This window comes from Methylobacterium sp. Leaf106, from assembly GCF_001422895.1.
Taxonomy (GTDB): domain Bacteria; phylum Pseudomonadota; class Alphaproteobacteria; order Rhizobiales; family Beijerinckiaceae; genus Methylobacterium; species Methylobacterium bullatum.
The window spans coordinates 568,893-589,372 of record NZ_LMNB01000023.1 but is presented as its reverse complement, the minus strand read 5'-3'; the positions used below and the strand labels follow the sequence as shown (position 1 = coordinate 589,372).

16 protein-coding genes are annotated in these 20,480 nt (G+C 67.6%); 7 read left to right on the top strand and 9 right to left on the bottom strand.

The annotated features are described in order from the left end of the window. Positions 1–2 precede the first annotated feature (2 nt). The 7 genes from ASF34_RS14490 to ASF34_RS14460 form a co-directional block, all read right to left on the bottom strand. On the bottom strand, positions 3–1,226 hold the full coding sequence (locus ASF34_RS14490; protein WP_056161835.1) for a glycosyltransferase family 4 protein: 1,224 nt from the start codon (positions 1,224–1,226) through the stop codon (positions 3–5). Then, the gene (locus ASF34_RS14485; protein WP_056161833.1) at positions 1,223–2,068 is read right to left on the bottom strand and encodes a sugar phosphate isomerase/epimerase family protein; all 846 of its coding nucleotides are present in this window, start codon (positions 2,066–2,068) and stop codon (positions 1,223–1,225) included. The genes ASF34_RS14490 and ASF34_RS14485 overlap by 4 nt, the downstream gene beginning before the upstream one ends. Continuing rightward, positions 2,065–3,651: a YcaO-like family protein gene (locus ASF34_RS14480; RefSeq protein WP_056161831.1), complete on the bottom strand. Its 1,587-nt coding sequence runs from the start codon at positions 3,649–3,651 to the stop codon at positions 2,065–2,067. Before ASF34_RS14480 ends, ASF34_RS14485 begins: the two co-directional genes overlap by 4 nt. A 188-nt stretch (positions 3,652–3,839) precedes the next feature. Continuing rightward, positions 3,840–4,865, bottom strand: coding sequence for a Gfo/Idh/MocA family protein (locus ASF34_RS14475; protein WP_056161829.1), 1,026 nt, complete (start codon positions 4,863–4,865; stop codon positions 3,840–3,842). Next, a complete protein-coding gene (locus ASF34_RS14470) occupies positions 4,865–6,049 on the bottom strand; it encodes a class I SAM-dependent methyltransferase (protein ID WP_056161826.1) in 1,185 nt (394 codons plus the stop codon). Before ASF34_RS14470 ends, ASF34_RS14475 begins: the two co-directional genes overlap by 1 nt. A gap of 31 nt (positions 6,050–6,080) precedes the next feature. Beyond that, complete coding sequence (locus ASF34_RS14465; protein ID WP_056161825.1) at positions 6,081–6,977, bottom strand: hypothetical protein; 897 nt, start codon at positions 6,975–6,977, stop codon at positions 6,081–6,083. A gap of 23 nt (positions 6,978–7,000) precedes the next feature. Next, positions 7,001–8,194 (bottom strand): inositol-3-phosphate synthase, encoded by a 1,194-nt coding sequence (locus tag ASF34_RS14460; RefSeq protein WP_018044958.1) that lies wholly within the window; start codon positions 8,192–8,194, stop codon positions 7,001–7,003. Between the two features lie 316 nt (positions 8,195–8,510). On the opposite strand from ASF34_RS14460, the gene ASF34_RS14455 reads away from it, so the two are divergent. The 5 genes from ASF34_RS14455 (at position 8,511) to ASF34_RS14435 (ending at position 14,408) form a co-directional block, all read left to right on the top strand. Then, complete coding sequence (locus ASF34_RS14455) at positions 8,511–9,701, top strand: transglycosylase SLT domain-containing protein (protein ID WP_082494176.1); 1,191 nt, start codon at positions 8,511–8,513, stop codon at positions 9,699–9,701. Positions 9,702–9,861: 160 nt separating this feature from the next. Beyond that, entirely contained in the window at positions 9,862–12,336 is a 2,475-nt protein-coding gene (locus ASF34_RS14450; RefSeq protein WP_056161823.1) for a PBP1A family penicillin-binding protein, read from the top strand. Positions 12,337–12,413: 77 nt separating this feature from the next. After that, a complete protein-coding gene (locus tag ASF34_RS14445) occupies positions 12,414–12,848 on the top strand; it encodes a MarR family winged helix-turn-helix transcriptional regulator (RefSeq protein ID WP_018044961.1) in 435 nt (144 codons plus the stop codon). A gap of 33 nt (positions 12,849–12,881) precedes the next feature. Next, entirely contained in the window at positions 12,882–13,628 is a 747-nt protein-coding gene (locus ASF34_RS14440) for an NADPH-dependent F420 reductase (protein WP_018044962.1), read from the top strand. 33 nt (positions 13,629–13,661) lie between these two features. Continuing rightward, positions 13,662–14,408, top strand: a complete 747-nt coding sequence (locus ASF34_RS14435) for an NADPH-dependent F420 reductase (protein WP_056161821.1) — start codon at positions 13,662–13,664, stop codon at positions 14,406–14,408. A gap of 6 nt (positions 14,409–14,414) precedes the next feature. Here ASF34_RS14435 and ASF34_RS14430 read toward each other — a convergent pair whose 3' ends face one another. After that, on the bottom strand, positions 14,415–15,884 hold the full coding sequence (locus tag ASF34_RS14430; protein ID WP_056161819.1) for an AMP nucleosidase: 1,470 nt from the start codon (positions 15,882–15,884) through the stop codon (positions 14,415–14,417). Positions 15,885–16,123: 239 nt separating this feature from the next. Between ASF34_RS14430 and tsaA the strand changes: the two genes are divergently transcribed. After that, positions 16,124–16,663, top strand: coding sequence for a tRNA (N6-threonylcarbamoyladenosine(37)-N6)-methyltransferase TrmO (tsaA, locus tag ASF34_RS14425; RefSeq protein ID WP_018044965.1), 540 nt, complete (start codon positions 16,124–16,126; stop codon positions 16,661–16,663). Continuing rightward, entirely contained in the window at positions 16,660–17,355 is a 696-nt protein-coding gene (locus ASF34_RS14420) for an SGNH/GDSL hydrolase family protein (protein ID WP_056161816.1), read from the top strand. Before tsaA ends, ASF34_RS14420 begins: the two co-directional genes overlap by 4 nt. Here ASF34_RS14420 and ASF34_RS14415 read toward each other — a convergent pair whose 3' ends face one another. Then, positions 17,356–20,454 (bottom strand): efflux RND transporter permease subunit, encoded by a 3,099-nt coding sequence (locus tag ASF34_RS14415; protein ID WP_056161814.1) that lies wholly within the window; start codon positions 20,452–20,454, stop codon positions 17,356–17,358. Between the last annotated feature and the right edge of the window lie 26 nt (positions 20,455–20,480).

The following is a 20,480-nucleotide window of genomic DNA, read 5'->3' as shown; positions in this document are numbered from 1 at the left end:
GGTCAGAGCAGGTGGGGCTCGGCGCGGAACCGGCAGGCGGGATCATGCGGAAGGGTGTCCACGAAGTCAGTCCGGGGCCGCTCGCCTGCGACCTCGGCATAGACGTCCATGATCTGGCGGCCGACCGCCGTCCAGGAATAGACGCGGCGGCACTCGTCGAGCCCATCCCGGGCGAGACGCCGGCGCAAAGGCTCGTCCTCGATGACGCGCTGGAGCGCATCGGCGAGGGCTTCCACGTCGCCGGGCTGGACCAGCAATCCGTTCTCACCGTCGCGCAAGCAGTCGGACACGCCCACCGCATGGGTCGAGACCACGGCAAGCCCCGCAGCCATGGCCTCCAGGATGGTGTTGGAAAAGCCCTCGGCATAGGTCGGCGAAACGAAGACGTCCGCCTGCCGGTAGAGGTCGGGCACGGTGTGGTAATCCGCGTAGCCGGTGAAGCGGATCTCGGCCTCGGAAAAGTTCAGCTCGGCGGCACGGGCCTTCGAGGAATCCACGTCGGGCCCGATGCCGGAGACGATCGTCTCGAACGGGACCCCGCGCGAACGCAGCAGGCCGAGCGCGTCGATGAAGTCGAGGACACCTTTCCGGCGGTCGACCCGGCCGTGATAGAACAGCCGCACCGGCCCCGCATGCCCGGCGACACCGGGCGTGAAGCGCGCCGTGTCGACGGCGCCGGGCACGATGGTGAAGCGGTCCGGGTCGGAGCCCAGCCGGTCGCAGACCTCCTCCACGAAGGAGCGGCCGCCGATGAGGAGGGCGTTGGCATGGGCCAGCACCTCGCACATGGCGACGCGATGGGTCTCGCAGCAGGACCCGACCCAATGGCCGTCACCGCCCTGGATCGAGACGACGTTGGGAACGCCGATCCGCTTCGAGGCGAGCAGCGTCGCCCAGCCGGTTGGATAGCCGTATTGGGCGTGGAGAAGATCGAAGGGCTGAAGCGCGTGTTCGGCCACGACGGTCTCCACCATCGTCTCGATGTCGCGCTCGAAATCGCCGTTCGTCTGCTCGCCGACCTGTTCGAGGCCGATGACGCGCACACCCGGTACTGAGGGCGGCGGGCCACCGCCATAGACGCGGGTGCCGAATGCATCGCCCCGGTACTGGCTGATCATCGTCACGTCGTGGCCGGCATCAACCAGTTCGCGCAGCAGGTTCTGCGCGTACACGCTCATGCCGGAAATCGCCGGAAAGTAGCGGCGGCTGACGAAGCAGATCCTCACGCGTTCACCTCTGCCTTGTGGTTGCGGCAGGTCCGCAGATAATCCAGCGATCTCGGCACCATGACGTCGGCGCGGTGGCTCTCGCGGGAGAGTTCGACGCAGACGAGGCGCTGGAAGCCGATGGCGTCGAGGGCATCGAGCACACCGGCGACCTCCATGTCGCCCTCACCGAAGGGCAGGTGGATATGCTCGCCCCGCGCCATGTCCTCGATGGCGACGGTGCCGATGACGTCGGCGAATTCCGCCACGGCCAACGCCGGATCGCGCTCGCCGGTCACGAGGCAATGGCCGGTATCGAGGGCGAGCCTCAAGCCTTCGATGTTCAAGGCGGCGAAATCGTCCAGGGTCTCCACCAGCATGCCGGGTTCCGGCTCGAGGCAGGCGACGATGCCCTGCTCACGGGCATAAGCCACGATCTCGGCGACGCCATCGCCGAGCCAGAGGCGGGCCTCGTCCCGGTCGATGCCGGATCTCGGAACGCCGGCCCAAAACGACACCGCCTCCGAATGCAGGATTACGGCGATGTCCACCGCCCGCTTGAGGAACCCGATGCGCCGGGCGCGCCCGGAAGCGTCCGCGCTCACGAGGGTCGGCTCGTGCTTTGCCCTTGGGTCGAGGAGGAAGCGGGCACCGGTCTCGATGACGCTGCCGAGGCCGAGCCGTTGCAGCCGGCTCGACACGCGCTGGGCCTCCTGGGCCCAGTTCTCGGCGAACGGATCGAGATGGTGGATGTCGAGGGTCAGTGCCACGCCCTGGTAGCCGGCATCGGCGATGAGATCGATGGCGTCGTCCAGGCGATGGTTGGCCGTGCCGTTGGTGTTGTAGGCGAAACGAAGGGTCATGCCGCCCTCCCCTGCTGTTCGAGGCGGAACGGCGCGTGATGCGATTCCGGCTCGCGGTAAAGCGGGTAATGCCGCCCGACGATCTCGTCTGCCAGGGCCACGTCGAAGAGCGGCTGGCCACCGAGACGATCGAGCGATTCGGGGGTGAGACGCACGGGGAGCTTCGTCTCGCTGGCCTCACCGAACGTGATCAGCGGATGGTCCCGCTCGATCAGTTTGGCGGCGTTGCGCTCGCCGATGCGGTGATAGCTCATCGTCTCGACTTCCAGCCCCGGTACGATCGCCTTGACCACACCGACGCTGCCGCCTGGCGGAGAGCAATCCACGTAGAGAACGTCGAACCCGGCCTCTTCGAGGCGCTCGCGGGCGATCCGTCCACGGGCATGGCCATCGGGGGCCTCCGTCGTCGGCAGGTCCGTGAACGCCTTGGTGCTGCGCTCGGAATAGACCGTGTCCTTCAGAACGTCGCGCAGCCCCTCCGGCGGCAGGACGATCCATTCGAGCATGGCTTTCAGGGCGCGGCTCTCCTCCAGATCGAGGCTCGGCAGAGCCTTCTGGATGAAGGCGTTGACGTAGCCCAGCGGCGTCACCCGTTCGGCGAAGGAAAGTGGGCCGTGGCCGAAGGCCTTGCGCACGCGGGCCGCCTGAAATTCGAGGAGCGCCTTGCGCAGAGCCCGCTCGCGGTCCGGATCACAGGCCTCGCCGCAGGCGGAGAGGGCCACGGGGACCGGAGCGTCGGCGGGGTTCCGGTCGTGACCGACGACGTAGATGTTGGTGAGACCGAACTGGTCGGTGGCGAATTTCGGCAGCGCCCGGATGCCGAGATCGTCGAGACGAGCGAGCATAGCCCTGTTTTCCGGGCCGATCCCGTCGAGATCGAGCATCACGCCCTGGTCGAGGGCGCGGAACAGGAGGCCGTTACCGTCGCGCTGGAGCAGTTCGAGCAGGCCGTGGCCGAGGGCGAACTCCACATCCGGCCCGGCGCCGAGGCCGTTGGTGATGAGGTTGGTGAAGGGCTTGTAGCCCTCCGACAGTTCGAAATAGTCCGTGGCCGCGATGTCGAGGGGCATCAGAACGGTCTCGCCCGTGCGCGCCCGGACGCTCGGTGTCCATTCGAGCACCGTGTCGCGGCCAACCGAGGAGCCGGCGGGCAGACACAGGGTGAGCGGATCGGCGACTGAACCAATGCCGAAGACCTTGGTCAGGTCGTGGTAGGAGCCTCGCTCCTTCTTGCGCGGCATGACCGCCAGCGATGGCATCAGGTTCTCGGCGATTTCGGCGACCGCGCCGATCAGCGCCTCGTCGTCGGTGGCGCCGTAGCCGATACCGCTCGGCATGGCGCCGACGAAGAACGGATCGTCGAGGAATAGCGAGACGAACCAGACAGGGATGCCGGTCCGGTCGAGAGGGGCCAGGGGGAAGCCGACGATGCGCCCCTTCGGCAGGATGTCGAGATAGGCGCGCACGGGCTCGGGCAGCGACGCGGGCAGCCCCTCGATGACCCGCGGGCTGCCATAGGTGTAGGGCCGGGGAGACTTGATGCGCGGGTCGCGCGCCCGGGCGTCCTGATCGTGTTCGCTCATGTCGGTCGTCCCTCAGTTCAGGATAGTCCCACCCATCGACCTCATCCTGAGGTGCCGCAGCGTCGCTGCGGCCTCGAAGGAGGCCTCCGGGACCGAGAGCGATCGCTGGAAGTCTCTTTCGAGGCTGCTTCGCAGCACCTCAGGATGAGATCCGGGGTGGGAAGCAAGTAGGCGTCGCGGTCCGCATTCTAGTCCCCATTGACCCGAGCGGTCCGGCAACCTTCGTAAGCCCGCGCCAGGAGCCGCATCGTGTGAAGGTCGCGCTCGGCACTGTAGGCGTCGCGCTCGGCGGGCCGGCGCAGGGCGCAGCCGAAGGCGCGGACCTGTTCGAGGAAGGGCGAGGCCTCTGCGTCGAAGGAGAGGGCTTGCGCCTGCCCGCTGACACCGTCGGTGAGGCTGAGCGTGCCGCCCGCCACCTGCCCCATCGTGTCGATGGCGGTGAGGGCCCCCTTGGTGCCGATCACTTCGAGGCGGCGGCGCGGCAGCGCATCAGGGCAATTGTAGGCGACGTGAAGGTTGGCGAGGATGCCGGAGCCGGTACGGCCGATGAGAAGCGCGCCGTCGTCGACGGCGTAATCCTGCGCCCTCGCCTGGGTCAGAGCGGCGATGTCCTCGATGGACTCGTCGAGGAGGAAATCAACGAGGTCGATGCCGTGGGGTGCCAGATCCATCAGCGCTCCGCCGCCTGCCTTCAGCGGGTCGATGCGCCAATTGTCCTGGCCGGCGAAGGAGGTCCAGGCGCGGTCGAGCCAACAGGCATAGACGACGCGGATGGTGGTGACGGCGCCGATGCGGCCCTGGCGGATCGCGTCGCGCATGGCCCGGTGCGCCGGGTGATGGCGCTGGTCGAAGGCGGTGCCGTAGAAGATGCCGCCTTTGCCAACCGCGGCGACCATCGCCTCGGCGTCGGAGAGCGAGGCCGCCATCGGCTTTTCGCAGAGCACCGCCTTGCCCGATGCGGCGAGGGCCTCCACCGCCTCTCGGTGGAGGTGGTTCGGGGTCGCCACGTAGACCGCCTCGACCTCCGGCTCCGAGAGCAGACCGGCGATGTCGGCATGAGCGCGAGCGCCTTCCGCCTCCGCGGCAGCGCGCGATGCCTCTCCGGGATCAGACACGGCAACGAGCCGATGCCCCGCCGCGCGGATGCCGGGCGCCATGTAATCACGCGCGACCCAGCCGTAGCCGACGATGCCCCAACCGATGGAATCGCCCATCACCAGCGCTCCGGCAGGTCGACGAACTCGCGGCGACGGACACGGTCCTCGTGGGGCGATTGCTCGCCGCCGACCCAATCGAGGAACTCGGGTCCGTCCGAATGCAACGGATAGGTCACCCGGGACGCGTATTCCGACTCGTAGCGTTCGGAGGGCCAAGCGACGGTGTAGCCGCCTGCCGGGTCGGGCTCATAGAGCGGGTTAAGGCGAAGCGACGTTCCCTCGGTCGGCCAGGTCAGACCATCGAGGATGGCGCGCGGGGCTGGCCTCATTCCGGCGCCGGCGACCACGGAGAACGCCTCCACATGTCGCAGGTCGGCCGGGCGCCGTGGCGACGGCGCGCGCTTCTCGACGAGGGCGCGGGTGAGTTCGTCGTCGTCATAGACGAGAGCGTCCGGAAACAGCTCCTCGATCTCGTCCGCCGAGACCGCCCGACCGGCCGAGAAGCCCGGCCGCTCGGAATTGTGGATGTGGCTGAGAACGAGCCAGCCATCGTCGCCGGCATTCTGGCGGAGGCATTCGAGCACGGCAGGCTTGTCGTCGAGGAAGTAGAACGCGTCGTTGCAGACGACGAGATCCACCGGCGCACCCGGGATCGGCCAATGCGGCGAGCCGGCATCGAAACAAACGAACTGCGCCGTCTTGCCGACGACCCAATGGCGCGCCACCCAAAGCTTGGCGAAGACGACGTCGGCGCCCGCTACTTTGACGCCGCGCGCCTGGATCTCGCGCAGATAATGGCCGATGCCGCAGGCGAATTCGAAGACGCAGAGGGGGTCGTTCCAATGCGCCTCGAGGAGCGTCAGCCCGGCGAGGTAGGTCGGGTCGCTCCAGCGATGCAGGAAGTAATCGCCGACCCGACCCCAGCCGAGAAGACGCACGGCGTCCCGCAGACTGGCCTTGCTGCGGTCGCGGACGAGGGCATGGAGGTCCAGGGGATCGGCCGGCGGGCCGGTCCACCAATCGTCCTGGTCGGCAAGCAGACCTTCCAGGGCGAGATCGTCCTGACCGTTGTCGAGCAAGGCGAGCGTGGATTCGACGAGGTCGTCGCGCCCGGTCCGGAGGTAGGGAATGCCGTCCACGACGGGCCAGCGCGCATTCGTCTCCACATCGCGGAGGGAATGCGGCGTGTCGGCTTTGAGCGCGTGCCCCGTGTGAGGGGAGAGGAGGTCGAATGGAATCATGACACGCGGCCCATCCTGCCGCTGCAAACCATCACGGGATTCGCATGTCCCTGAGGACACGGTCGTGGAAGCCCTTCACCGGGCCGGCATGGACCAGCTCCATGTCGTCGAGCACGGTCGTCATGGTGAGGGACGCGGCCTTAAGGTGCTGGGAAATCTGGAGAACCCGGTCGATGCAATCGGCCGCGTGGAAGGCGCGACCCTCGGCCGTCGCATCGTCGGGCAGGACGGCGCGCGCCCGCTCAACGGTCTCGCGCAAGGGGGCGTCCAACTCGTCGAGAGCCCATTGCGTCGTCCGCGCCATGATCGGAGCGAGGTGGTCGCCGAGCAGCATTTCGCCGGTGAAACCGGCATCGGGCATCGCCGCGTTGTGGAAGTGGTGGCTCATGGCCGCCAGGAAAACCAAAGTAGGGTCGGCCCGGTAGAACGGGCTCAGCACGACCCCGTAGACCGCCACCATCAGGCAATGTTCGGCATGGTTCTCGGGCGGCTCCAGCAGGATGCGAGGCTTGCCGGGACAGGTCACGCCGGCCCTCGGCTGGTGGCTCAGTGCCGCCACGAAACCCGGTAAAGGACCGCCATGAACCACCCCGTTCGTGCGCAACGCGACGGCCATACGCCGTTTCAGCTCGGGGTCGACCGTGGCGGTGACGGCGTCGAGTCCGGATGTCAGAACGTCGCCGATCTCCGCCTCGCCGAGACCGGTGGAGGCGAGGAAAGCGGCGTCGAGGTCGCAGAGCCGGGAGGCCGCGAGCGCCTTGGCGGTGATGTCGATGGCGACCGTCTCGGGATCGGCGCCACCGGTCAGGGCCGACCAGCCTTGCGCGAACAGCCGCTCGGCGATGGAGCCGATGCGCCCGGCCGAATGCACGCGCTTGAGGTCGTTGAGTTCGACGAACAACTCGCGCAAGGCGAAGGGGGCGGCCATGCCGCCCCCCGTATCGGACGAGGTCATTGCTGGCCGCCGAGCCACTCGAGCAGCATGTGCTGCTGCTTGCCGAAATCGTGCTCCGGCCCATGGCCGTTGGCGACCATCGGCGCCTTGAAGAACGAGGACAGTTGCTCCTGGGGGCCGCTCTCGCCGCGCTTCTTGGCGAGGTCGAGAACGCGGGCGATCTCGATCACAAGGGGTGCGGCCAGGATGGAATCCTTGCAGAGGAAGTTGACCTTGATCTGCATCCGCTGACCGAGAAAGCCGGTGACGTCGATATTGTCCCAGGCTTCCTTGTCGTCGCCACGCGGACGGTAATAGTGGATGTGGACCAGATGGTCCTCGACCGGATAGCCGAGGATCGAATCCAGCACCGTACCCTTGGTGTTGAGCTTCGACTGGAGCGAATCCTTGTCGTTCAGGGCGAGACCGTCGCGGTTGCCGAGGATGTTGGTGGAGAACCAACCATCCACGTGCAGGGCGCGGGCCTTGAGGGCCGGCGCCAGGACGGTCTTCATCATGGTCTGGCCGGTCTTGCCGTCCTTGCCCGCCAACGGCACGCCGTTCTCGCGGGCGAGTTCGAGCAGGGCCGGAATGTCGGCGGCCACGCTCGGGGTGAAGTTGGCATAGGGCACGCCGCTCTGGATCGCCGCATAGGCGTAGAGCATCGCCGGGCTGATCGCCTCGTCGCTGGAATCGAGACCCTTCTCGAAAGCGTCGCGGGAGTTCAGTGCGGGCGCGTCCAGGTTGGGCCAACGTTCCGTGGAGGCGAGGTTGATCACGACGACCTCGTCGAGATTGCTCTCCAGGCGAAAACGACGAAGGTCGTTCGCGATGACGGAGACGGCCTCGCGGTGATCGGCGGCGACGATGCGGTTGGCACCCTCGATGTTCTTGCAGAACTTGGCGCTGCCGACAGCCGGCCAGGGCTTGATGCCCTTGAGTACCTGGGCGCCGTTCTCGATATCCTGCTTGGTGAGCACGCCGTGGCCGGTGGCGGCCGAGGCGAGATCGTCGTCGTTGAGATCCCAGCCGCCGAAAACGAGATCCTTGTAATCGGCCAATCCGGCAACCGAGAGGCCTGCGAGAGGCAACCCGTCGAGGCGGTTCGATCCGGATTTGATCATCTCGATGCCGGCGATGGCGGTGGTGGCGACAGCGCCACCCATACCGACGAAGGCAACGCCGACGCGGCGACCGGTCTGCATGCTCATTGGAAAAAGGCTTCCTTCAATGGGTCCATCGGGGCGCGTCTCGTCGATGTTTCGAAATCGCCCTCTGGGACCATCGTAACTGGGCTACGGAGCCTTCGTTCCAACCCCGGCCAGAATGCCTTTTTGACGCGGCCTCTCTGAACCGCGTCCGAACGATTACTTAAAATATCGTTAAATCATAGCCTTAACCGTTCCTTAAGCGTGCCACGCTTGAATCACGGAGCTGTCCCAATGTGGTCACAGCTCCCAGCGAGATGTCCGCTCGCTGAACTGATCGAAGCCGCGTCCTAGAACGCCGCGGCACGAACAAGGAACAATGATGGGGCTTTTCCCGGAGCCGGCGCACCGCGCCGACGACGCGTGCTGTCTCGTGCCTGACGAGACCCTGGATCGTGACGAGACGGTGGCTTGGCTGAAGCCCGGTTCCCTTCACGGCAGGAAAAAGGCATGCACCACGGTATCGGCCAAACTCACTGTCGCGAAGATCGCAATCGGCCTGCTGCTCGGCTCAGGTTTGCCACAGAGCGCACTGGCGCCGGCAGCGACCGCCCATGACCGCATCGACATCCGCGCCTACGTCGCCAACGATTTCGCGGCAACCACCATCGACAAACCCACGGATTGGGATGGGGTTCCCCTCCTCGACCAGGAACCTGCGACGGCCAGCCTGATCGAGAACGACCTCGCCTCTCTTCCCCAGAGCCGCGAGAGCGACGGCCGGGACGTGCTTCGGTTCGGCGACATGAATGTCCCGCGCGACATCGTCGAGACGATCCTGAAGGCGTCGTCCGAAACCGGGGTCGATCCGGTCTACATGATGGCGCTGGCCGACAAGGAATCGAGCTTCTCGACCACCGTGAAGGCCTCGACCTCTTCGGCCGAGGGCCTGTTCCAGTTCCTCTCCGCCACCTGGCTCGAACTGGTGCGGACCTATGGCGCCCGCTACGGCTATGAGACCGAGGCCAACGCCATCACCGGCCGCGGCAGCGCCATCACGATTCAGGACGAAGCCACCCGCACCCGCGTGCTGCGCCTTCGGCAGGACCCCTATGTGGCAGCCCTCATGGCCGGCGAACTGATCAAGCGCGACCGCGCCCGCATCGAGCAGCGCATCGGCCGCGAACTGAAGACCTCCGAACTCTATCTCGCCCATTTCCTCGGGACGTCGAGCGCCGGCAAGTTCCTGACGCTGAGCGACGACAACCCGGACCTCGTGGCCAAGCAGGCTTTCCGCGCCGCAGCCCGCGCCAACCGCAGCCTCTTCACCGCGAAGACCGGCAAGCACCGCCGCAGCCTCACCGTCGCGGAAGTCCGCGAGCGCCTCGGCGACATGATCGACCGCCGGCTCGACCAATATGAAGGCGTCACCGCCCTGGTCGGCACCCAGGACGTCAACCCGGGGACGAACAGCGATCCGAGCCAGGCCTCGGCCCTCCTCGATGCCAGCCTGCGCGTTTCGGCCCCGACCCAGCGGATGCAGGTGACCGAGGCTTTGCCGAGAGAGTAGAGCTTCGGAGGAGATTCGGCGCTCGGGCTGCACGGGACCAAAGGGCGTGACGATGCCGCTTCCGGCATGGCGTCCACGGTTCTTTCCGGTCTAGAACCGCCAAATCAGCGCCGACGGTAAGCCGACGGGACCTGCACTCCTGGATGACGACCGGCGGCCGATGACAGATCAAGAACCGGAACGGCCGAAGGCCCCTGACGTGCCGGATGCCCGAACCGCCGCCCGCGAAGCCGGGCAGGCGGCACGTGTCCTGTTCAGGCATCTCGGCTTCCTCCTCGCCACGGCCTTACGCGGCCTCGCGCGGGGCTCGCTTTCGACGGGGCGCGCTGCGAGGCGGATGCTCGGCACCCTCGGTTCGAGGCTCAGTGCGCGCGCCGCCTCCGCGCGGACGAGCGACACGGGCACTCCGCCTGCGGCAGGGATCGCTCCGGCGGCGCAGACGCCACAATCGGGCTGGCGCGGCCGTCTGCGGCAACGGCCCTACCTCGCCGCCGGTCTCGCGGCCCTCGCCCTGCCGCTGGTCTTCGTCGCTTGCCTCGTCCTCTACAGTTTCGCGACCCTGCCCCCGCTCGGCGGGGTGGTGCCGGAAGGCGGCCAGCGCGCCCTCACGGTGGAGGCGGATGACGGAAGGGTCTTCGCCACGCGCGGCGCCTTCCAGGGCCAGAAGCTCACGGCGGCGGACATGCCCGCTCATCTCGCCCAGGCCGTGGTCTCCATCGAGGACCGGCGGTTCTACTCGCATTGGGGGGTCGACCCGCGCGGGCTGGTGCGGGCGCTCTGGCGCAACACCGTGAGCGGCGGCGTGCGCGAGGGCGCGTCCACCATCACGCAGCAATATGTGCGGCTCACCTCCCTCACCCAGGAGAAGACGCTGCGCCGAAAGATCCAGGAGGCGTTCCTGGCCCTGCGCGTGGAGAGCACGATGTCGAAGGAGGAGATCCTTCTCGGCTATCTCAACACCGCCTATTTCGGGGCCGGCGCCTATGGGATCGACGCCGCGTCCCGGCGCTATTTCGGCAAGGGCGCGAAGGCGCTGACGCTGCCCGAGGCGGCGATGCTGGCGGGCCTCGTCCGGGCGCCGTCGCAATTGGCGCCGACGCGCAACTTCGGCGGCGCCAAGGAGCGCGCCGACATCGTGCTGCAGACCATGGTCGAGACCGGCGCGATCACCGCCGCCGAGGCCGACAAGGCACGCGCCGAGACGATCACCCTGCGCACCCCGCCGGAGACGCCGCCGGGCACCAACTACTTCCTCGACATGGTGTCGGCGGACGCCAAGCGCCTCTCCGACACGGCCGGCGACGTCACGCTGCGCACGACCCTCAACCTCGATTTGCAGAGCCTGGCGGAGGGCGTCATCGCCCGGCGGCTCGATGCGGAAGGGGCCAAGAAGAAGGCGAGCCAGGGCGCCATGGTCGTCCTGAACAAGGAGGGCGCGATCCTCGCCATGGTGGGCGGGCGCGATTACGAGGACAGCCAGTTCAACCGGGCGACCCAGGCCAAGCGCCAGGCCGGGTCGCTGTTCAAGCTGTTCGTCTACCTCACCGCCTATGAGAAGGGCCTCTCGCCGGAGACGGTGCTGGTGGACCGGCCGATCCAGATCGGCGATTGGGAGCCGCAGAATGCAAGCGGCCGTTTCCGGGGCGCGGTCCCCCTCCGCACCGCCTTCGCGCAATCGATCAACACCATCGCCGCGCAACTGGCCGACGAGATCGGCATGGCCTCCGTGATCGAGACCGCGCGCAAGCTCGGCGTCACCTCCGACCTTCCCAACGTCCCGAGCCTCGCCCTCGGCTCGGCCGAAGTCTCCCTGCTGGAGATGACACGGGCCTATGCCGGCGTGCTGGCGAGCGCCCAGCCCCTCGACACCTACGGCGTCCATGCCATTCGCGGCCCCGGCCCAGACCCGCTCTACCTGCGCCCCGACGCCAAACCGACGACGCCGCTGCCGGGCGAGAGCCGCGCGATGATGCTCGATTCGCTTCAGGCCGTGGTGGATAGCGGAACCGGGCGCGCGGCGCGGATCACCAACCTCGCGGTGGGCGGCAAGACCGGGACGACGCAGGATTACCGCGATGCCTGGTTCGTCGGCGTGACCCCGGACCTCGTCGTCGGCGTCTGGGTCGGCAACGACGACAATTCCTCCATGAACAAGGTCGGCGGCGGCGACCTGCCGGCGGCGATCTTCAAGGATTTTACCCAGCGCGCCACCGTGCAGATGGCGTCACGGCGCAAGCGCCCCTCGGCCGCCCGCGCCGAGCCGGCCCCCGCCGCCAAAGAGACCAGTGCGGCCGGGGCGTTGCGCGGCGTGCCGGAGGTGATCGATACCGGCACTCTCTCGTTCCGAGGCCGGACGGTGCGCCTGCTGGGCGTCGATGGCGAGCGCGGCGCCCTGGCGCGCCAACTCGCCCGCTATCTGCGCCGGCGCGAAGTCGTCTGCGAGCCGGCGGCCAACGGCACGGTCGACGAGGCTCAGCCTGCGGGCCTGCGCTGCCAGATCGACGGCGACGATCTGGCCTCCCTCATCCTCACTGCCGGCGGTGCCCGCGCGTCGGAGGATGCCCCGTCGGACCTTCTGGCGGCGGAGGAGCAGGCCCGTTCCGAGCGGGCCGGTTTGTGGCGGCGCGAGCGGTAGGTTCGTTCGCCCGCCATTGACAAGCGACCATGCCTCACCCATTTGTGCAGCACACTACATGATAGCAAGCTGCACAAATGACCCGTGATCGACAGAGGATCGCGACGGAGTTTTCCTTCGCGCTCAACGCCGCCGCCAACCGCATGGTGCGGCTGCACAAGCCGTTCCTCGAGCCGCTTGGGCTGACATTCTCGCAGTACCTCGTCGCCCTCGAATTGATGAACGGCTCGCCGCTGTCCGTGGGCGAGTTATGTGTCCGCCTCGACATGGAGACGGGCACCCTGACGCCTCTGCTCAAGCGGCTGGAGGCCGCCGGCGTGGTGACGCGGACGCGTGACGCGTCCGACGAACGCCGGGTTCTGATCGATCTCACCCCGCATGGCCGGGCCATGGAAGACGCGCTTCGCGGCATCCCCGACAAGATCCGGACGGCGTGCCAGCTGACCCCTGACGGCCTCGAAGCGCTTCGGCGCACGCTCGACGGACTCGCGCGCCCGATCACCGCCCCCTGAGGGGCCATCCATCCAACTGCAAAGGAACCAGACATGAAGATCGGCGTCATCGGCACCGGCAACATCGGCGGCACGCTCGCCCGCAAGCTCAGCGCGGCAGGGCACGAGGTCCGCGTCGCGAATTCGAAGGGCCCCGACGGCGTGCGCGCCTTCGCCGAGGAGATCGGCGCGACTCCCGCCGATGCCCACGGTGCCATCGCGGGCGCGGACCTCGTGATCCTGTCGATTCCGTTCCCCGCCGTGGCGCAGCTGCCGAAGGACCTGTTCGACGGCCTGCCCGAGGCGACCCCCATCGTCGACACGGGCAACTACTATCCCGGCCTGCGCGATCCGCAGATCGCGGAACTCGACGCCGGGAAGACGGAGAGCGTCTGGGTGTCGGAACAGATCGGCCGTCCGATCATCAAGGCGTTCAACAACATCCTCGCCGACTCGCTCGCCGAACTCGGTCGTCCCGCGGGAGCGCCCGATCGGATCGCCGTCGCCGTGGCGGGCGATGACGATGCGGCGAAGCGGACCGTGATGGGCATCGTGGACCAGGTCGGCTTCGATCCGGTGGATGGGGGGTCGCTGGCGGAATCCTGGCGTCAGCAGCCCGCCACCCCGAGTTATTGCTGCGACTACGACGCGGAGACGATGCACAAGGCCCTGCTCGCCGCAGTGAAGGGAGAGGCGCAAAAGACCTTGATCCGGGTCTACGGCCTCATGGGAAAGCTCGGTCCCAACCCCAGCCATGCCGACATCATCGCCATGAACCGTTCGGTGCATTCCGGCAATTGAGAGCTGACAACGCGAAACCTAGGATAGTTCGATATGAAGATTGGTATACTCGGCAGCGGGTTCATCGGCGGTACCCTGGCCAAGACACTCAGCGCCGCTGGGCATCGCGTAAAGGTCGCGAATTCGCGTGATCCGCGCACCATCGATGCCGACGTGCTGTCCACCGGAGCGCAGGCGGTGACGAAGGAGGATGCGGTCGCGGATGCCGACGTGGTCATCCTCTCGATCCCCTTCTGCGGCATCACCGCCCTCGCGCCGTTGCTCGCCGGACTGCCCGCCGAGTCCGTGGTGATCGATACCTCGAACTACATTCCCGCGCGCGACGAGCGGATCGAGGCGATCGAGAACGGTCAGGCGGACAGCGCCTGGGTCGCCGAGCGCCTCGGTCGTCCCATCGCGAAGGCGTGGAACTCGATCTACTCCGTGACCTTGAAGGAGATGGGCCGTCCCGCCGGCCACCCGGAGCGCATCGCCGCCCCCGTGGCAGCCGACCGCGACCGGGACCGGGAGGTGACGATGGCGCTCGTCGAAGACTCGGGCTTCGACGCCTATGATGCAGGCACACTCGCGGATTCCTGGCGGCAACAGACCGGCTCACCCTGCTACTGCACCGAGGTGACGCTGGCAGACCTGCCCGAAGCACTGGCAGCCGCCGATCTGGCCCGCTCGCGCAGGCGGCGGGACCTGATGTTCGCTGTCTACCAGGAGCGGTTCGAGCTCGGGACCAATCCGGGCCGGGACTTCATCGTCGGTCTCTCCAGAATACTGAACGCGGCATAGAGCGGCCTACCGGAACGGCGGTTCGTCGAAGCTGCGCAGCTTGCGCGAATGCAGGCCGTTCCGGTCGGCGCGGAGGATATCGAGGGCGGACAGGCCGATGAGCAGGTGCTCGGCCACTGCCCGCTCGTAGAAGGCGTTGGCCGCGCCCGGCAGCTTGATCTCGCCATGGAGCGGCTTGTCGGAGACGCAGAGGAGCGTGCCGTAGGGAACCCGCAGGCGGTAGCCTTGTGCCGCGATGGTGCCGCTCTCCATGTCGACGCCGATGGCGCGGGAGAGGTTGATCCGCCACCGCTCCTGGCTGAAGCGGAGCTCCCAGTTGCGGTCGTCGTAGGTCACCACCGTGCCCGTGCGCAGGCGCCGCTTCAGGTCGTCGCTGGTCTCGCCGGTGACGCTGGCGGCCGCGGCCTGCAGCGCGAGCTGGACTTCGGCCAGGGCCGGCACCGGCACGTCCGGCGGAACCAGCTCGTCGAGGATACGATCCCGGCGCAGGTAGCCATGGGCGAGGACGTAGTCGCCGATGGTCTGCGACTGCCGCAACCCGCCACAATGGCCGACCATGAGCCAGCAATGCGGACGCAGGACCGCCAGATGGTCGGTGATCGTCTTGGCGTTGGAGGGGCCGACGCCGATGTTGACCAGCGTCGTGCCCTGCATCGACCCGTCGGGGCCGCGCGCGACGAGGTGATAGGCCGGCATCTGGAACTTGTGCCAGGGCGAGGCGGCGACGAGGGCCGCCGGATCGATGCCCGCCGCCTCCTCCCGCGAGACGGTGATGCCGCCGGGCAGGATCATGCGCTCGTAGCCGTCCCTGCCGCTGGCCAGCTGCTCCAAGCCGTGCCGGATGAAGCCGTCGACGTAGCGATGGTAGTTCGTGAGCAGGATCCACGGCTGGACGTCGCGCCAGTCGCAGCCGGTGTAATGGACGAGACGGCGCAGGGAGTAATCGACCCGGATCGCGTCGAACAGCGCCAGGGGCTTGGGCTCTTCGGCCGGCGCAACCCAGAGGCCGTCGGCGATCTCGTCTCCCACCACCGAGAGCAGCGGGACGGGGAAGTAGGTGGCCAGATCGCGCGGCGTGATCCCGCTGCCCGAGAGGTTGGCGCCCGGCTCCAGCACATAGGGATAGGGAATCTCCTGCGCGCTCAATCCGACTTCGAGGGTCGCACCGTAATCCCGGATCAGGGGCGTCAGCTGCTCCAGCAGGTACGGCCGGAAATGCGCCGGCTGCGTCACCGTGGTGGCGTAGGTGCCGGGAGACTGGAACTTCGCCGTCGCGCGGGAAAAACGCGGGATCGGCCCGGACGGGTGATAGGTGATCCGCAACTCGGGATAGCGGAACTGAAGCCGCTCGGCATGGTCGGGCGCGGCGCCTCCGTCGAGATAGCGGGTCAGGGCGGTCTGGAGCGACTGGATCGCACCCGCGTAGAGAGCGGCGAGGCGGTCGACGGCGGTCTCGGCATCGCCCACGGATTCCATCGGGCGCCATTCGCTGGTGGTCACGCTCTCTCCTTGGGAAGGCTTCGGCCCGAAGGCCAGCGGTGCCGCCGACGGCCATATGCAAGAATCTATACCGCACCGGCGCCCGATGGAACGATGCGGCCCGCATGGCGGCTCGCTGTCGACCGGCTTGCGCACGCGGGCGAGTTGTCCGACATGGTCGCTTCGAACGGCTCGGGGGTCTTCCGGGCACCGCCTCTCCAAATCCGATGCGTCTGATGAGCGACCCGATCGACCGGCGGCCCGGCGAAGAGACCGTCACGCTGCCCGCCTCCCACGATGCCGGGCTCTACTTCATCGGCCGTGTCCGGACCCCGTGGGCGACTCGCGCGGAATGCCCCAAGAACGGGCTTCAGACCGACGCCATCTGCACGCTGGAGGTCGATGCCACCTTCGCCCCCGGCTTGCAGAACGTGGAGGGGGCGAGCCACCTCATCGTGCTTTACTGGATGGACCGGGCCGCCCGGGACATCGTGCGCCAGAGGCCGCGCCATGCGGAGGGCAGCCGGGGCACGTTCTCCCTGCGCTCGCCGGCGCGCCCGAACCCCATCGCGCTCTCGGTGGTGGAACTCCTCGGCATCGACGGAGCGACCCTGAGCGTCCGGGGGCTCGACTGCCTCGACGGCACGCCGCTCCTCGACATCAAGCCCTATTACGCCACGACGGATTCGCGGCCGGGCGCCACCGTCGACAGGGCCGGCACGGCGAAGACATCGGAGGTATCGAAGACATCGGACGTGCCGGGAGCAACCCGATGAAGGCCCTGCGTCTGGGCATTGCCGGGCTGGCCGTCCTCGGTGTGGGCTTCACCGTCGGATGGGTCGAGAAGCCCTCGCGTCTCAACGCCCGGCTCTACGCCACGGACCGGCTGCCTTCGATCCAGGCCCATCTCGACGATGCACCGAACGGCTACATCCTCCTCGCCGGCGATTCGCAGGCCGAGTTGCAGAGCCCGGCCCAGCGGGTCTGCGGCACGGAGATCGTCAATGGCGGCATCAGCGGCGCATCGGCTTCGGTCTATGCCGATCTCGTGGCCAAGCTGTCGGTGAAGACCCGCGCCCGCGCGGTGGTGGTCTTCATCGGAACCAACGACCTGCAGCGGAAGAAGGAGCCGTTGTCCGACAGGACCGCCCAGGGCTTCGACGACGCGGTTGAGCGGATCGTGACGCGGCTGCAGGCCGGCAGCGACCGTGTCGTGGTCGCCGCCGTTCCGCCCATCTCCCGTTCGGTGGAAAAGCGCCTCGAACCGGCGGCGGTCGTCGCGTACTCCGCGCGGATCGAGGCTCTGTGCCGGCGCCTCTCCTGCCGGTACGTGGACCCCTACGCGGATCTGCGCGACGGCGACACCGGGTTCGCCCTGCCCGGCGCCTTGCGCGACGCTCTGCACATCACCGATTATCGCCGCGTCATGCGGGCATTGGAGCCCGTACTCTGCGCCGCAGCGCCCTGATCAGGCCTCGGCGTGATGGCCCGCCGCCGGGGCCGTCGATGCGCCGCCCGCGGGGCGGTCCCCCTTCGGAGCCTTGATGCGGTACCAGCCGACATAGAGCGCGGGCAGGAAGAACAGGGTCAGGAAGGTGGCGGCGATGATGCCGCCGATCATGGCGTAGGCCATCGGCCCCCAGAAGACCTCCCGCGCGATGGGGATCAGGGCGAGGCTCGCCGCGCCGGCCGTGAGCAGGATCGGCCGCATCCGGTGGCAGGTCGCCTCCACCACCGCGTCCCATGGGGCGTAGCCCTCGCGGTCGTACTCGTCGATCTGCATCACCAGGATCACCGAGTTGCGGATGATGATCCCGATGAGCGCCAGCACGCCGAGGATGGCGACGAAGCCCAGCGGCTTGCCGAAGGGCAGCAGGATCGCCACCACGCCGATGAGGCCGAGGGGCGCCACGCTCGCCACCAGGAACAGCTTCTGGAAGCTCTGGAGCTGGATCATCAGGAACATCGCCATGGCGAGCAGCATCACCGGCGCCACCGCCGCGATGGGTCCGCTGCCCTTGGCGCTCTCCTCCACCGCACCGCCGACCGCGAGGGTGTAGCCGTCCGGCAAGGTCTTCTCGAACGCCTTGATGGCCGGATCGAGGGCGTTGACGATGGTGGGCGCCTGGGTGTCGTCGACGATCGCCGCCCGCACCGTGATGGTGGGCAGGCGGTCGCGGCGCCAGACGATGGGCTGTTCGAGTTCGTAGCTCACCGTGGCGAAGGCCAGCAGGGGCACGACGCTCCCGTTCGACAGCGGCACCTGCAGGCTTTGCAGCGTCTCGACGGAGTTACGTTCCGCCGCCTGGGCGCGGCCGACCACGTCCACGAGGTAGATCGAATCACGCACCTGCGTGATCGAGCGACCGCCGACGATGCCGTTGAGGAGCCCGGCGATATCCTCTGAGGTGACGCCCAGCTGGCGCGCCTTGTCCTGGATGATGTCGACCTTCAGCACCTTGCCGGGCTCGTTCCAATCGAGGTTCGGCAGGCCGACATTCGGGCTCGAGGCCACGATGTTGCTGAGCTGGAGCGCGAGGCCGCGCACCTTCTGGAGATCGGGTCCGCTCAGCCGGTACTGGATCGGCCGGCCCACCGGGGGGCCGAGGTCGAGGGAGTGGACGAAGACGTCGGTGCCGACGAATTCCTTGGCCGCCAGCGCCTCAAATTTCTGGATCATCTTGTCCCGCGCCTCGAGCGAGGAGGTCACCACGATGATCTGGCCGAAGAACGCGTTACCGAGCTGCTGGTCCAGCGGAAGATAGAAGCGCACCGCGCCCTGCCCGACATAGGAGCTCCAGCGCAGGATCTCGGGATCGCCCTTCAGCGTCGCCTCGAACCGGTCCATCTGCGCCTTGGTCTCGGCGATGCTGGCATTCTGCGGCAGGGTCATGTCCACGAGGATCTCGGGACGGTCGGAGGCCGGGAAGAACTGCTGCTGCACGAACTGGATGCCGTAGAGCGACAGGCCGAGGAGGCCGACGCAGAAGGCCACGGTGATCCAGCGGAACCGCATGGCCGGCAGCAGCAACCCGCGGAAGGTGCGGAGCAGGAAGCTCGGCTTGTCGTGGTGCTTCTTGATGGTCTTCGGCAGGAGCTTCACGCCGATGAGCGGCGCGAACAGCACGGCCACGACCCACGAAATCAGGAGAGAGGCCGCGATGACCACGAACAGGCTGTAGGTGTATTCGCCGGCCGCCGAGCCGTTGAAGCCGATGGGCAGGAAGCCCGCCACCGTGACGAGGGTGCCGGTGAGCATCGGGAAGGCGGTGGAGGTGTAGGCGAAGGTCGCCGCCTTCTTCAGGGTGTCGCCCACCTCCAGCCGTGCGACCATCATCTCGACGGTGATCATGGCGTCGTCAACGAGGAGGCCGAGCGAGATGATGAGGGCGCCCAGCGAGATGCGCTGCAGCGTGACGCCCATCACCTGCATCACCACGAAGACCACGGCGAGGACGAGGGGGATCGAGAACGAGACCACGAGCCCCGCCCGCCAGCCGAGGCTGATGAAGCTGACGCCCAGCACGATGACCACGGCCTCGATCAGCGCCTTGGTGAAGCCGCCCACAGCCTCCTCGACGATCTTCGGCTGGTCGGAGACGAGGTGGATGCCGACGCCATAAGGCAGCTCGCCTTCGAGCTTCTTCATCCGCGCCTTGAGGTCGTGACCGAAGGTCAGCAGGTTGCCCGAGGGCTGCATGGCGATGGCGAGGCCGATCGCCGGCTGGCCGTCGAACCGGAACAGGGCGGTGGGCGGATCGGTGAAGCCGCGCGAGATCTCGGCCACATCGGACAGGCGGAAGAAGCGGTCGTTCACCCGCAGGTTGATGGTCCTGAGGCTGTCCTCGGAAACGAACTGGCCGCCGACCCGCACGGAGACGCGCTCGGGGCCGGCCTGGATCACGCCGGAGGGGGCGATGGCGTTCTGTGCCTGCAGGGTCGCGATGACGGCGGCCTGGTCGACGCCGAGCCCGGCGAGCTTGCGGGTGGAGAAGTCGAGGTAGATGACCTCGTCCTGCGCGCCGAGGAGCTGCATCTTACCGGCATTGTTGACCTTCTTCAGGTCGGCCCGCACCCGCTCCACGTAGTCGCGCAATTGGCGCATCGAGACACCGTCGGCGGTGAACGCATAGACGTTGCCGAAGACGTCACCGAACTCATCGTTGAAGAACGGCCCCTGGATCCCCTGCGGGAAGGTGCTGCCGATATCGCCGATGCGCTTGCGCACCTGATAGAAGATGCCCGGAATCGTCTTCGGCGGCGTCGTCTCGCGCAACTGGACGAAGACCGTGGTCTGGCCGGGCGTGGTGTAGCTGCGGCTGAAATCGACGGCGTCGATCTGCTGCAATTCCTTCTCGATCCGCTCGGTGACCTGATCCAGCGTGTCGCTGATCGTGGCGCCGGGCCAGCGCGCCTGCACGATCATGGTCTTGATGGCGAAGGGCGGGTCTTCCTCGCGGCCGAGCTTCTCGTAGGCGAGGAAGCCCGCTAGCATCGAGATCAGCATCAGGAACCAGACGAAGGAGCGATGCTCGAGCGCCCATTCGGACAGGTTGAAGTTCTTCACGGGCGGCTCTCGCGTGAGGCTGTTCG